Raw genomic sequence first — 13,912 nt, 5'->3', positions numbered from 1 at the left:
TATCAGCGTTACACTGAAGGTTTTAGCTGAACGACGTATCGCTGAGCGTCGCATGGGAGAAACAATGTCCACTGGCAAGCTTACCTTTGACAACACCTGGTTTCGCGAACTGACAGGGTGTTACACCGCGCTTACCCCCACGCCGCTGACAGGCGGACGCCTGCTCTATCATAACGCACCGCTGGCCGCCTCAATGGGGCTGGATGAGGCGCTGTTTACCGGTGACGGTCATGATGTCTGGCACGGCGCGGCCTTACTGCCCGGCATGCAGCCGCTGGCGCAGGTTTACAGCGGCCACCAGTTTGGCGTCTGGGCCGGGCAACTGGGCGACGGGCGCGGTATTCTGCTGGGCGAACAGCGGCTGGAAGATGGCAGCAAGCTTGACTGGCATCTGAAAGGCGCGGGTCTGACGCCCTATTCACGGATGGGGGACGGCCGTGCAGTGATCCGTTCCAGCGTGCGCGAATTTCTGGCCTCAGAGGCGCTGCATCATCTGGGTATCCCGACCACCCGGGCGCTGACGTTATCGATTGGCGATGAACCGGTCTATCGTGAAACGCCGGAACGCGGCGCCATGCTGATGCGGATCTCGCCGAGCCATCTGCGCTTTGGCCACTTCGAACATTTCTTCTACAGCCAGCAGCAGGATAAGGTGCAGCAACTGGCCGATTATGCGATCCGCCACCACTGGCCGCACCTGACAGAGGATGCTGAACGCTATCAACTGTGGTTTACCGATGTGGTCCTGCGCACGGCACGCCTGATCGCGCTGTGGCAAAGCGTCGGTTTCGCCCATGGCGTGATGAATACCGACAACATGTCGATTCTGGGCCTGACCATCGATTATGGCCCGTTCGGCTTCCTTGATGACTACCAGCCCGATTACATCTGTAACCACAGCGATTATCAGGGGCGCTACAGCTTCGAAAATCAGCCGATGATCGGCTTATGGAACCTCAACCGGCTGGCACATGCGCTGTCCGGGCTAATGACTACAGAGCAGCTGAAGCAGGCGCTGAGCGTTTACGAGCCGGAACTGATGCGGGTCTGGGGCGAACGGATGCGGGCTAAGCTCGGCTTGCTGACGGCGGAGAGCGGCGACAACGAAATTCTGACCGAACTGCTGGCGCTGATGACCAAAGAGCACAGCGACTATACGCTGACCTTCCGCTTGTTAAGTGAGACGCAGCAGGCTGAATCCCGTTCACCGCTGCGCGATGAGTTTATCGATCGTGAAGCCTTTGATGGTTGGTATCAGCGCTATCGTGCGCGGTTATTGCAGGAAGAGGTGCCCGATGCCAGCCGACAGGCAGTGATGAAATCGGCGAATCCGGCAGTGGTGTTACGTAACTATCTGGCACAGCAGGCGATTGATGAGGCAGAGCGGGGAGAGCAGGGCGCGCTGGCGCGATTGCACCAGGCGCTGCAGCAACCTTTCAGCGATCAGACGGCCGCTGAATATCGTCAACGGCCGCCAGACTGGGGTAAAACCTTAGAGGTGAGCTGTTCCAGCTAACTCAGAAACGGCAGGAGACTGCCTCGGCGAGCAGGGCAAGCACGGCTTCACTGTCCTGCCAGCCGAGGCAGGGATCGGTAATCGACTGGCCATAAACCAGCGGTTCACCGCCGACCACCTTCTGATTACCCTCTGCAAGGAAGCTCTCAATCATCACGCCGGCGACCGCACGCGATCCGGCTACGATCTGCTGCGCCACATCGGCCGCCACATCAAGCTGACGGCGATGCTGCTTCAGGCAGTTGCCGTGACTGAAGTCGATCACCAGCTGTTGCGGTAAGTTAAATTCTGTCAGGCTGGCCGCCGCGTCTGCCACATCGCTGGCGTGATAGTTAGGCTGCTTGCCACCGCGCAGGATCACATGGCCATGCGGGTTGCCGCTGGTCTGATAGATGGTCATCTGACCGAGCTTATCCGGTGACAGGAACATATGGCTGGCGCGGGCGGCACGAATCGCATCTACCGCAATGCGGACATTGCCGTCGGTACCATTTTTAAAGCCGACCGGACAGGAGAGTGCAGAAGCCATTTCACGGTGGATCTGGCTTTCGGTGGTACGAGCACCAATTGCGCCCCAGCTGATCAGATCGGCAATAAACTGTCCGATCACCATATCGAGAAACTCTGTCGCGGTCGGTAAGCCAAGGGCGTTGATATCAATCAGCAACTGGCGAGCAATGCCAATCCCGCGGTTCACGTCATAGCTGCCATCCAGATCGGGATCGGAGATCAGCCCTTTCCAGCCCACAACGGTACGCGGCTTCTCGAAGTAGGCGCGCATCACGATCTCCAGTCGATCCTGATAACGGACGCGCAGGGCATTCAGGCGTTCGGCATACTCCAGCGCCGCTTTTGGGTCGTGCAGTGAGCAGGGGCCGATAATCACCAGCAGACGTGGATCTTCACCGGTCAGGATACGGGCAATACGCTGGCGGGCCGCCGTGACGTTATCAGCAATGGCGTCTGAGACAGGATGTCCGGCCGCAAGGCTGGCAGGCGTAATCAGGCTGCCAATGCGCGCGGTACGCAATTCGTCGGTTTTGTTCATGATTTTCTCGGAAACTATTCTTCGCAACGGTGAAATACCGGGAAGTGATGGTGGTCACAATAAACCATTAGCCTGCGAATTCAACCCGGGAATTAATAATGAAATCAAAACCGACGGCAGCGACGCTTTACATCGCGGCCGCGGGGAGACGCTTAGTACATGCGGCGGGTCAGGCCCATGATGTCGAGAATTTTGGTGGCGATCTCCTCCACCGAGTAGTTGGTGCTGTTGAGATAGCGGATCTGATGGGTCCGGAACAGCGCTTCCACTTCTCCCACTTCCAGCCGGCACTGGCGCATTGAGGCGTAACGGGTATTTTCCGCCCGCTCCTGGCGAATGGCGGCCAGCCGTTCCGGATCGATAGTCAGCCCGAACAGTTTATGCTGATGCGCGCGCAGCGCCGGCGGCAGTTTGAGGTTATCCATATCATCCGCGATAAAAGGGTAGTTGGCGGCACGGATACCAAACTGCATCGCCAGATAGAGGCTGGTGGGGGTTTTGCCACAGCGCGACACGCCCAGCAGAATGACCTGAGCGTCTTCCAGACCGCGCAGCGAAATGCCGTCATCATGCGCCAGGGTGTAATCAATCGCGGCGATACGCGCATCATATTTGCCGAGGTTGCTGGCATCCAGCCCGTGGGTGCGGTGAGCTACCGGTGCTGGCGATAATCCCAGCTCCTGCTGCAACGGGGCCACCAGCGCCTGAACGATGTCCTGACAAAAGCCTTCGCTCTGAACAATGATGTCGCGCACTTCCGGCGTAACAATAGAAAAGAACACCAGCGGCCGCACACCGCTCTGCTGATAAAGGGCATTGATCTGCGCTTTGACCGCCTGCGCCCGCTGAACATTTTCAACAAACGGCAGCGTCAGGCTGGTGATATTGACCGGAAACTGTGACAGCACCGCATGGCCCAGCACTTCGGCGGTGATGGCAGTACCATCGGAAATATAGAAAACGCTTCTGTCAGTCGTCATGACGGGTCAGCCTCTGCAAAGAATGAGCGGTCAGAAAGCGCCGCGAGATAAAATAAATAATCCATATTTCCCTGTTATGAATCTTTTAGTTGCATTATTAACGCCCTGTTTTAGCACATCAGTAAAAATGAAAGCGTGTTTCATTCCGCATAATTTGGCGGTCACTCTTTCGGGGACCGTAAATAGTCACCCTGCTTGTTGCGCAACAAAAAACAATTATTAAGTGACTGAAAAGCTGTCATTTACTGTTGCATCAGACAGTTAGCGAAAAATAAACCGCTTGCGCAACGGGTTATTCTGGCGTGCACAATTCCGAATCTGTTGCCAATATTCTGCTTTAACGATTCAACAGATCGTCATTGCCAGGGGCTTATGCCAGGCTGAACGGGTTGATTGCAGAATATTCCATGTGCCCATTCATTGATAAAGGATAAGCTCAATGTCCAATAAAGGCGAACAGCCGCTAGTGCTCTGGTATAACCAGCTTGGCATGCATGATGTTGATCGGGTGGGGGGCAAAAATGCCTCTCTGGGTGAAATGATTACTAATTTGTCGTCGCTTGGGGTCTCGGTTCCCAACGGTTTTGCGACCACCTCGTATGCCTTCAACCTGTTTCTCGATCAAAGCGGACTGAACCAGCGCATTTATGCATTACTGGATAGCACCGATATTGATGATGTTGATGCGCTGGCGAAAGCCGGTAAGCAAATTCGTCAGTGGATTGTTGAAACGCCGTTCCTGCCGGAACTCGAAGCGGCAATCCTTGAAGCCTATCAGCAGCTCTCGGCCGACGATGCCGAAGCCTCCTTTGCGGTTCGCTCATCGGCGACGGCTGAAGATATGCCCGATGCCTCTTTTGCCGGTCAGCAGGAAACCTTCCTCAACGTGCAGGGCATCGAGGCAGTGATGGTGGCGGTGAAGCATGTCTATGCTTCGCTGTTTAACGACCGTGCCATCTCTTACCGCGTGCATCAGGGCTATGACCACCGTGGCGTGGCTTTATCAGCGGGCGTCCAGCGAATGGTCCGTTCCGACCTTGCCGCTTCCGGCGTGATGTTTACTATCGATACTGAATCCGGCTTTGATCAGGTGGTATTCATCACCGCAGCGCTGGGCCTGGGTGAGATGGTGGTGCAGGGCGCGGTTAACCCCGATGAGTTCTATGTGCATAAACCGACGCTGGCGGCTGGCCGGCCGTCGATTGTGCGCCGCAATATGGGCTCGAAAAAAGTTCGCATGGTCTATGCCGATTCACTGAAGCATGGCGAACAGGTGCGGATTGAAGATGTGCCGGAAGCGGAGCGCGATCGCTTCTGTCTCTCTGATGACGAAGTGCAGGCGCTGGCGCAGCAGGCGGTGCTGATTGAACAGCACTATAAGCGTCCGATGGATATCGAATGGGCCAAAGATGGTCACACCGGCAAGCTGTTTATCGTGCAGGCGCGTCCTGAAACCGTCCGTTCAAACGGTCAGGTGATGGAGCGTTACACCCTGCAGGGCCAGGGCAGTGTGGTAGTAGAAGGCCGCGCAATTGGTCATCGTATCGGCGCCGGTGAAGTGAAGGTGATTCACGACATCAGCGAAATGAACCGTATAGAAAAAGGCGATGTGCTGGTGACTGACATGACCGACCCGGACTGGGAGCCGATCATGAAGAAGGCCTCGGCGATTGTCACCAACCGTGGCGGCCGTACCTGTCACGCGGCGATCATTGCGCGTGAGCTGGGGATCCCGGCAGTAGTTGGCTGTGGTGATGCCACCGATCGTCTGAAAGAGGGCCACCAGGTCACGGTCTCCTGTGCCGAAGGCGATACCGGTTATGTCTACGATCAGTTGCTCGATTTTGACGTCACCAGTTCGCAGGTTGATTCACTGCCGACGCTGCCGCTGAAAATCATGATGAACGTTGGCAACCCTGACCGCGCATTTGACTTTGCCTGTTTGCCGAATGAAGGCGTTGGCCTGGCGCGTCTGGAATTTATCATCAATCGCATGATTGGCGTCCACCCGAAAGCGCTGCTGGAATTTGATCAGCAGACCCCGGAACTGCAGCAGCAGATTCGTAAAATGATGAAGGGATTTGACGATCCGGTTGAGTTTTACATCGGACGCCTGACTGAAGGGATTGCCACACTTGGGGCCGCTTTTGCACCGAAACGGGTAATTGTGCGACTTTCGGACTTCAAAACCAATGAGTATGCCAACCTGGTCGGCGGTGAGCGTTACGAGCCGGAAGAGGAAAATCCAATGCTCGGCTTCCGGGGTGCCGGTCGCTATGTCGCCGACAGTTTCCGTGACTGCTTTGCGCTGGAGTGTGAAGCTGTGAAGCGGGTACGCAATGAGATGGGGCTGACTAACGTGGAGATCATGATCCCGTTCGTACGCACCGTCGATCAGGCGCAGGCGGTGGTTGAAGAGCTAGCCCGTCAGGGACTGAAGCGCGGAGAGAACGGGCTGAAGGTGATCATGATGTGCGAAATCCCGTCCAATGCCTTACTGGCGGAGCAGTTCCTGCAGCACTTCGATGGCTTCTCGATCGGGTCCAATGACATGACTCAGCTGACGCTGGGACTGGACCGCGACTCAGGGGTGGTTTCAGCACTGTTTGATGAGCGCAATGAGGCCGTCAAAGCCCTGCTGTCAATGGCGATCAAGGCAGCGAAGAAGCAGGGCAAATATGTCGGGATTTGCGGTCAGGGACCGTCGGATCATCAGGACTTTGCTGCCTGGCTGATGGAGGAGGGGATTGACAGTTTATCGCTCAACCCGGACACCGTCGTCGAGACCTGGGTAAGCCTGGCGCAGTTAAACAAATCTGCCTGACGGCAACCCTGATTCACCCGTAAAGGCCAGCTCTGCTGGCCTTTTCTATTTATGGCTGGCCAGTGACAGGCAAAAAAAAAGCCCATCACAGGGGATGGGCAAAGACTACACACAGCAATTCTTTACTTTACTCAGGGGAAAAAGGTTGTTTAGAAATCAGTGAGTTGATTTCGAACATAGGAAACATGTTATTCACCAGACCGGCTGACGTCTTTAAGAATCCTCTTATTAGTTTAAAGCCGATAATCTTTTGTCACCTTTTATGCTGCATTTCCCTTAAGAAACAGTGCAGAAAGTAATCTTTTTTAGCCCTGAATGGTCGATTCAGGGCTAAAGATGGCTTTTTTCTTAAAAACCGCTAATGAAAAATAAACTTTACGTGACGCAAAATAATTGGGGCGGTCAATCATCATTAACCGCCCTAACCATTGCTGAAGCAGATTTAATGCGGGGTTTCGTCGTGATCGGTGAGGGCTTCGGCCACGGCCAGCGGGTCATCGTCTGGCGCGGGCGCTTCATGCACCCAGACCGACACCAGGCGATAAGAGACTGCCAGCACCACCGGACCGATAAATAAGCCAATCATACCGAAGGCGAACAGGCCGCCGATCACCCCGGAAAGGATCAATATCATCGGCAGGTCAGCGCCCATCCGAATCAGCACCGGGCGCAGCACGTTATCCAGCGTACCGACCACGCAACTCCAGACCAGCAGTACGGTGCCCCAGGTGGTATCCCCACTCCAGTAGAGATAGATAATGGCCGGCACCAGCACCAGCAGCGGACCAATCTGCACCAGGCAGCAGAGGATCATCAGCACCGTGAGCAGCGTGGCGTAAGGAATGCCGGAGACCGCAAGGCCAATCCCGCCCAGCACGCCCTGCACCAGCGCCGTCACGACCACGCCCAGCGCCACGGCACGGATTGACTGCGCCGCCAGCAACACTGCTGCATCGCCCCGGCGACCCGCCATACGGAAAGCGAAATGGCGAATACCCTGCGCCGCCTGTTCACCACGCCAGTAGAGCAGCACGCTGAACAACAGCATGACCGCCAGATGGATCATAAAGCGGCCAAAATGGCCGGCCTGCGCCACAAAGAAGCCGGTGGTGCGGCCAATATAGGGTTGCACTTTGGCCATGATGCCGGAGCCACCGCCTTCCACCAGCGTGTGATAACTGGCGTAAAGCTTTTCGCCCACCATCGGCATATCGTTGAGCCACAGCAGTTGTGGCATCAGATGGCCTTGCGTCACCCAGGCGACCACTGGTGCGCTGTTATCGATCAGGCTGCTGACCAGCAGAGCGATAGGAATAATAAACAGCAGCAGCAACAGCAAGGTCATGGCAATCACCGCCAGTGAACGGCGTCCCCATAACAGCCGCTGCAGCCGGAGCATCAACGGCCAGGTGGCGATCACCACCATGCTGGCCCAGGCAAAACCCAGAATAAAGGGCTGCACCACCCACAAACAGGCGATGATCAGTAACAAAATGAACATCAGGGTAAAAAGTATCTGTGGTAAATCCATGTCCCGATACAGGCTTTTCATCATCGACTCATAACCTCGTCTAAATCCTTCATTGCCGGGCTCTCGGTGCCCGTTTTTATCATGATCTATTTAGTGCGGATTAAACAGAGCAGCAGGGAAAGGTTTTTCCCTTTCCTGAAAAAACGGCGGTCAGCCAAAAAATGTGATAAAACGAGGGACCGCAAACGCGCAAACGCAAACGTTTACAACATCTTCGGTTAGACAATAATGATCCCACAGATTTCGCAGGCGCCGGGCCTCGTTCAACTGGTGCTGACATTCCTTGAGTCGCTGAAAGAGCAGGGTTTTACCGGCGACACCGCCACCAGCTATGCTGACCGCCTTTCACTCTCTACCGATAACAGCATCTATCAGCTGCTGCCCGACGCGGCGCTGTTTCCGCGCTCAACCGCTGACGTTGCGCTGATCGCCCGGGTGGCAGGCGAGCCACGCTTTGAAAGCCTGGTCTTCACGCCACGCGGCGGTGGCACCGGCACCAACGGACAGTCGCTGAACCAGGGCATTATTGTTGATATGTCGCGCTACATGAACCGCATCCTCGAGATCAATACGGATGAGGGCTGGGTGCGGGTAGAAGCGGGCGTCATCAAAGATCAGTTGAACGCCTGGCTTAAGCCGTATGGCTTTTTCTTCTCGCCAGAACTGTCGACCAGTAATCGCGCGACGCTGGGCGGGATGATCAATACCGACGCCTCCGGCCAGGGATCGCTGGTGTATGGCAAAACTTCCGATCACGTCATTGGTCTGCGAGCGGTGCTGCTGGGGGGCGATATCCTCGATACCCGGCCGATGGCGACAGCGCTGGCTGAAACGATTGCCCGCACGGCAACCCCGGAAGGGCGCATCTATCAGCAGGTGCTGAGCCGCTGTCGTGAGCAGCGTGAGCTGATCCTCGAAAAATTCCCGCGGCTCAACCGCTTCCTGACCGGTTACGACCTGCGACATGTGTTCAGCGACGATATGCAAACCTTCGACCTGACGCGCCTGCTGTGCGGAGCCGAAGGGACGCTGGCCTTTATCACCGAAGCGCGGCTGGATATTACGCCGTTGCCTAAAGTGCGGCGGCTGGTCAACATCAAATATGATTCGTTCGATTCTGCACTGCGTAATGCGCCATTCATGGTGGAAGCACAGGCGCTGTCGGTCGAAACCGTCGACTCAAAAGTGCTTAACCTGGCGCGTGAAGATATCGTCTGGCATTCAGTGCGGGAACTGATTACCGACGTGCCGGATAAAGAGATGCTGGGGCTGAACATTGTCGAGTTTGCCGGTGATAACGCTGCGTTGATCGACAGTCAAATCAGCCAGCTCTGTGCGCGGCTGGATGCGCTGATGGCGCAACAGCAGGGCGGCGTCATCGGTTATCAGCTCTGCGACGATCTGCAGGGCATTGAGCGTATCTATAACATGCGCAAAAAGGCGGTGGGGCTGCTGGGTAATGCCAAAGGCCGCGCCAAGCCGATCCCGTTCGTCGAAGATACCGCCGTCCCGCCGGAAAGCCTGGCGGATTACATTGTCGAATTCCGCGCCTTGCTCGATAGCCACGGACTGAGTTACGGCATGTTCGGTCACGTTGATGCTGGCGTGCTGCATGTCCGTCCGGCGCTGGATATGTGCGATCCGCAGCAGGAGATGATGATGAAGCAGATCTCCGACGAAGTGGTGGCCCTGACGGCGCGCTACGGCGGATTGCTGTGGGGCGAGCACGGCAAAGGCTTCCGCGCGCAGTACAGTCCGGCGTTCTTTGGCGAAACCCTGTTCAATGAGCTGCGCCGCATTAAATCGGCATTCGATCCGCATAACCGCCTCAATCCCGGCAAAATCTGCACCCCTTTTGACAGCCATGACGAGATGATGCAGGTCGATGCGGAGAAGCGTGGCACCTTCGATCGTCAGATTCCGCTCACGGTGCGTGACGAATGGCGCGGCGCGATGGAGTGTAACGGTAACGGCCTGTGCTTTAACTTTGATGTTCGCAGCCCGATGTGTCCGTCGATGAAGATCACCCGTAACCGTATCCATTCTCCCAAAGGCCGGGCGACCCTGACGCGGGAATGGCTGCGACTACTGGCTAATCAGGGCGTGGATCCACTGATGCTGGAGAAGCAGTTACCGGAGAGCCGGCTTTCGCTGCGTGGGCTGATCGCCCGTACCCGCAACAGCTGGCACGCCAGTAAAGGGGAATACGATTTCTCGCATGAGGTCAAAGAGGCGATGTCGGGCTGTCTGGCCTGCAAAGCCTGCTCAACGCAGTGCCCGATCAAAATTGACGTGCCCAGCTTCCGCTCGCGCTTCTTACAGCTTTATCACACCCGTTATCTGCGTCCGGTCAGCGATCATCTGGTGGCGGCGGTTGAAAGCTACGCGCCATTAATGGCGAAGGCCCCCAAAACCTTTAACTTCTTTCTGCGCCAGCCGTGGCTGAAAGAGCTGAGCAAAAGCCAGATCGGCATGGTCGATCTGCCACTACTCTCTTCACCGACGCTGAAACAGCAGTTGAGCGGCCATCCCGCCATGAACATGACGCTGGAACAGCTGGAACGGTTACCGGCGGCTGAACAGGCGAAATGCGTGCTGGTGGTGCAGGATCCGTTTACCAGCTTCTATGAGGCGCAGCTGGTGAATGATTTTATCCGGCTGATTGAGAAGCTCGGCTATCGACCGGTTCTACTGCCGTTCTCACCGAATGGCAAAGCGCAGCATGTGAAAGGCTTCCTGCAGCGCTTCGCCCGGACCGCCAGCCGCACCGCTGATTTCCTTAACCGGGTAGCACGGCTGGGAATGCCGATGGTTGGGGTCGATCCTGCGACCGTGCTCTGCTACCGCGATGAGTATCGTCAGACGCTGGGCGAGACACGCGGTGATTTCAGCGTGCTGCTGGTGCATGAGTGGTTGCAGAGTGCGCTGGCGGAACGGGAAGTGCAGGGCACTACGGGCGAGTCGTGGTATCTGTTCGCACACTGTACCGAAGTGACGGCGTTGCCTTCCGCGCCGAATCAGTGGCAGGAGATTTTTTCCCGTTTTGGCGCAAAGCTGGAGAATATCAACGTGGGCTGCTGTGGCATGGCGGGCACCTACGGCCACGAAACGAAAAACCTCGAAAACTCGCTGGGGATCTACGCGCTCTCCTGGCATCCGCAGCTACAGCGCTTACCGCGTCAGCGCTGTCTTGCCACCGGTTACTCCTGCCGCAGTCAGGTCAAGCGGGTGGAAGGTAACGGCATGCGCCATCCGCTGCAGGCGCTCTTAACGCTAATGTAAAAAAATTGTGCGCGACGTCACGACGCGGCTGGATTAGAATATCCAGCCCGCGTGACGCACAAAGTCGCTTTGCAGCGCGGTGGCTTTATCCCATTCACCGATCATCGCCAGCTGATGGCACAGACGGGTCAGGGAGAGTCGCGCCAGTTGGTAGGCCTGAATGCGGAACAGGCGATCGCGATCGCTATTTCCCATCTCCTGCACCAGGCGATGATGCAGTTTGCCCATGGCATGCAGATAGCTCTGGTCATCTCCGTTCAGCTGGCAGACTTCTGCCATATCCAGACAGGTATCATTAAACTGACGTAATTGCTGAATGGGACAGTCGGCCCGGTCGAGTCTGGCCTGCGCCAGGTAGAAGTCGACGGTGATATCGCGTACCGAAAATTTGTATTCATCGATCTTATGCTGCAGCCAGGCAGAGACTGAAAGCGTCATAATGCCACCCTGAACGTGAATGATAATAATTATCATATTCATCCGGGCGAGGAATGCAATTGCTGCGGCAGAAAAATTTAACGATTTATCTGACCTGTCGGTATAATCGGAAATAACAATCTGTTTACATCGTAGAAAGGCGTAACCTATTAATAAGCACTTTTATGAAAAGTCATAATTTAAAAAAGAGTGCGTTATTAACAGGTTACAACAGGACTCTTCGCGTGGTCTGTCTCACCGCAAAGTGAGTTGAAGGGTCTATGCTTAATAAACAGGCGAAAAAAACAGCACAAGATGATTATCCCTGCAAAACAAGAGGTTGAAGTGATCGGTCAGATCACTACCATAGGGGGATAGCCTGAAAAGGTCCGGACTCAAGAGGTATCAACATGGCATCCGTTAATGCAGACTCTTTCTCACCCGACGATTTCGTCTGGAAAGGGCTGACGCTGACTGAAACCGCAGCGCAACAAATTCTCAATCTGGCTGCTCAGGACCCTGATGTCAAGGGGCTACGGTTAGGCGTGAAACAATCCGGCTGCGCCGGGTTTGGTTACGTCATGGATCTGGTGAAAGAGCCAGTCGATGACGATCTGCAGTTCTCGTTCCACGGCGCAACTCTGTTTGTGCCGCTTCAGGCGATGCCATTTGTTGATGGCACCGAAGTGGATTACGTTCGCGAAGGCCTGAATCAGATTTTTAAATTCAATAACCCTAAAGCTCAGCACGCCTGCGGGTGTGGCGAAAGCTTTGGCGTCGAGTAAGTGAAATATGTCACGACACAGCGAAACATCTGACGATGTACAAATCTGGGACGGCAAGCTCAACTATAAAGAGGGCTTCTTTACCCAACTGCAGACCGAAGAATTTGCGAACGGCATCAATGAAGATGTGGTGCGCGCGATCTCGGCCAAGCGTAACGAGCCAGAGTGGATGCTGGAGTTTCGTCTTAAAGCTTTCCGTGCCTGGCTTGAAATGGAAGAGCCTCACTGGCTGAAAGCGCATTACGAGAAACTCGATTACCAGGATTACAGCTACTATTCCGCACCGTCGTGCGGTAACTGCGATGACAGCTGCGCTTCTGAGCCGGGTGCGACCCAGGCATCAGGCAGCGCGCCGGCCAGCGATTACCTGACGCAGGAAGTGGAAAACGCCTTTAACCAGCTAGGTGTCCCGGTGCGTGAAGGTCGTGAAGTGGCCGTTGACGCTATTTTTGACTCCGTCTCGGTGGCTACGACCTATCGCGGCAAGCTGGCGGAGCAGGGCATTATCTTCTGTTCCTTCGGCGAAGCGATTCAGGAACACCCGGAGCTGGTGAAGCAGTATCTCGGCACGGTCGTCCCGGCCAACGATAACTTCTTTGCCGCGCTGAACTCGGCGGTGGCTTCAGACGGAACGTTTGTCTACATCCCGAAAGGCGTCCGTTGCCCGATGGAGCTGTCGACCTATTTCCGCATCAACGCAGCCAAAACCGGTCAGTTCGAACGCACCATCCTGATTGCCGATGAAGACAGTTACGTCAGCTACATCGAAGGTTGTTCAGCGCCGGTGCGTGACAGCTATCAGCTGCACGCGGCCGTGGTGGAAGTGATCATCCATAAAAATGCCGAAGTGAAATATTCGACGGTGCAGAACTGGTTCCCGGGCGGTGAAGGCGAGGGCGGTATCCTTAACTTCGTTACCAAGCGTGCGCTGTGTGAAGGTGACCACAGTAAAATGTCCTGGACGCAGTCTGAGACCGGCTCAGCCATTACCTGGAAATACCCGAGCTGCATTCTGCGCGGTGATTACTCGGTCGGCGAATTCTATTCTGTGGCGCTGACCAGCGGCCGCCAGCAGGCGGATACCGGCACCAAGATGATTCACATTGGTAAAAACACCAAATCGACCATCATCTCGAAAGGGATTTCGGCCGGTAAAAGTGAGAACACCTATCGCGGCCTGGTGAAGATCATGCCGACCGCCACCAACGCGCGTAACTTTACCCAGTGTGACTCAATGCTGATTGGCCCGGACTGCGGCGCACATACCTTCCCGTATGTTGAAACCCGCAATAACACCGCCCAGCTTGAGCACGAAGCCACCACCTCACGTATCGGCGAAGACCAGATGTTCTACTGTCTGCAACGCGGTATCAGTGAAGAAGATGCCATCTCGATGATCGTGAACGGCTTCTGTAAAGACGTATTTTCGGAGCTGCCGCTGGAATTTGCCGTGGAAGCCCAAAAATTGTTAGCCATCAGCCTTGAGCACAGTGTGGGCTGATGCCGTCACACGCGTTGCCGGAAGCAAT

Annotated in this window: 9 protein-coding genes and 1 other RNA gene; 5 read left to right on the top strand and 5 right to left on the bottom strand. The window is 55.6% G+C overall.

What is annotated here, in order from left to right:
- Positions 1 to 64 precede the first annotated feature (64 nt).
- Positions 65 to 1,516, top strand: a complete 1,452-nt coding sequence (locus FHW04_RS13050; protein WP_089561245.1) for a protein adenylyltransferase SelO — start codon at positions 65 to 67, stop codon at positions 1,514 to 1,516.
- Position 1,517: 1 nt separating this feature from the next.
- Here the strand turns inward: FHW04_RS13050 and FHW04_RS13045 are convergent, their stop codons facing one another.
- Together FHW04_RS13045 and ppsR are read right to left on the bottom strand one after the other, a co-directional pair.
- Complete coding sequence (locus FHW04_RS13045) at positions 1,518 to 2,564, bottom strand: 3-deoxy-7-phosphoheptulonate synthase (protein ID WP_031375699.1); 1,047 nt, start codon at positions 2,562 to 2,564, stop codon at positions 1,518 to 1,520.
- Positions 2,565 to 2,716: 152 nt separating this feature from the next.
- Positions 2,717 to 3,544 (bottom strand): posphoenolpyruvate synthetase regulatory kinase/phosphorylase PpsR, encoded by an 828-nt coding sequence (gene ppsR, locus FHW04_RS13040; protein ID WP_031375700.1) that lies wholly within the window; start codon positions 3,542 to 3,544, stop codon positions 2,717 to 2,719.
- 439 nt (positions 3,545 to 3,983) lie between these two features.
- Between ppsR and ppsA the strand changes: the two genes are divergently transcribed.
- Positions 3,984 to 6,368 (top strand): phosphoenolpyruvate synthase, encoded by a 2,385-nt coding sequence (gene ppsA, locus FHW04_RS13035; protein ID WP_089561246.1) that lies wholly within the window; start codon positions 3,984 to 3,986, stop codon positions 6,366 to 6,368.
- 70 nt (positions 6,369 to 6,438) lie between these two features.
- On the opposite strand, the gene rprA is transcribed toward ppsA, so the two are convergent.
- Both rprA and ydiK read right to left on the bottom strand, forming a co-directional pair.
- Positions 6,439 to 6,546, bottom strand: an RNA gene (rprA, locus tag FHW04_RS13030) — antisense sRNA RprA.
- A gap of 264 nt (positions 6,547 to 6,810) precedes the next feature.
- Positions 6,811 to 7,920, bottom strand: a complete 1,110-nt coding sequence (gene ydiK, locus FHW04_RS13025) for an AI-2E family transporter YdiK (RefSeq protein WP_031375702.1) — start codon at positions 7,918 to 7,920, stop codon at positions 6,811 to 6,813.
- Positions 7,921 to 8,127: 207 nt separating this feature from the next.
- Between ydiK and ydiJ the strand changes: the two genes are divergently transcribed.
- Positions 8,128 to 11,181: a D-2-hydroxyglutarate dehydrogenase YdiJ gene (gene ydiJ / locus FHW04_RS13020; protein ID WP_089561247.1), complete on the top strand. Its 3,054-nt coding sequence runs from the start codon at positions 8,128 to 8,130 to the stop codon at positions 11,179 to 11,181.
- A 33-nt stretch (positions 11,182 to 11,214) separates the two neighbouring features.
- Here ydiJ and FHW04_RS13015 read toward each other — a convergent pair whose 3' ends face one another.
- Complete coding sequence (locus FHW04_RS13015; protein WP_089561262.1) at positions 11,215 to 11,619, bottom strand: hypothetical protein; 405 nt, start codon at positions 11,617 to 11,619, stop codon at positions 11,215 to 11,217.
- Between the two features lie 389 nt (positions 11,620 to 12,008).
- Between FHW04_RS13015 and sufA the strand changes: the two genes are divergently transcribed.
- On the top strand, positions 12,009 to 12,383 hold the full coding sequence (gene sufA / locus FHW04_RS13010) for a Fe-S cluster assembly scaffold SufA (RefSeq protein WP_031375704.1): 375 nt from the start codon (positions 12,009 to 12,011) through the stop codon (positions 12,381 to 12,383).
- 7 nt (positions 12,384 to 12,390) lie between these two features.
- On the top strand, positions 12,391 to 13,884 hold the full coding sequence (sufB, locus tag FHW04_RS13005; RefSeq protein ID WP_031375705.1) for a Fe-S cluster assembly protein SufB: 1,494 nt from the start codon (positions 12,391 to 12,393) through the stop codon (positions 13,882 to 13,884).
- Positions 13,885 to 13,912 lie beyond the last annotated feature (28 nt).

Source organism: Pantoea sp. AN62, from assembly GCF_050432985.1.
In the GTDB taxonomy this organism is placed as follows: Bacteria; Pseudomonadota; Gammaproteobacteria; order Enterobacterales; family Enterobacteriaceae; genus Pantoea; species Pantoea brenneri.
Note: the sequence above shows the minus strand (reverse complement) of the source record. Positions and strands in the feature narration are given on the sequence as shown.

Coding starts and splice junctions, on each gene's coding strand:
- FHW04_RS13050 (WP_089561245.1), top strand. CDS start 65: ATGTCCACTGGCAAGCTTACCTTTGACAACACCTGGTTTCGCGAACTG.
- FHW04_RS13045 (WP_031375699.1), bottom strand. CDS start 2,564: ATGAACAAAACCGACGAATTGCGTACCGCGCGCATTGGCAGCCTGATT.
- ppsR (WP_031375700.1), bottom strand. CDS start 3,544: ATGACGACTGACAGAAGCGTTTTCTATATTTCCGATGGTACTGCCATC.
- ppsA (WP_089561246.1), top strand. CDS start 3,984: ATGTCCAATAAAGGCGAACAGCCGCTAGTGCTCTGGTATAACCAGCTT.
- ydiK (WP_031375702.1), bottom strand. CDS start 7,920: ATGAAAAGCCTGTATCGGGACATGGATTTACCACAGATACTTTTTACC.
- ydiJ (WP_089561247.1), top strand. CDS start 8,128: ATGATCCCACAGATTTCGCAGGCGCCGGGCCTCGTTCAACTGGTGCTG.
- FHW04_RS13015 (WP_089561262.1), bottom strand. CDS start 11,619: ATGACGCTTTCAGTCTCTGCCTGGCTGCAGCATAAGATCGATGAATAC.
- sufA (WP_031375704.1), top strand. CDS start 12,009: ATGGCATCCGTTAATGCAGACTCTTTCTCACCCGACGATTTCGTCTGG.
- sufB (WP_031375705.1), top strand. CDS start 12,391: ATGTCACGACACAGCGAAACATCTGACGATGTACAAATCTGGGACGGC.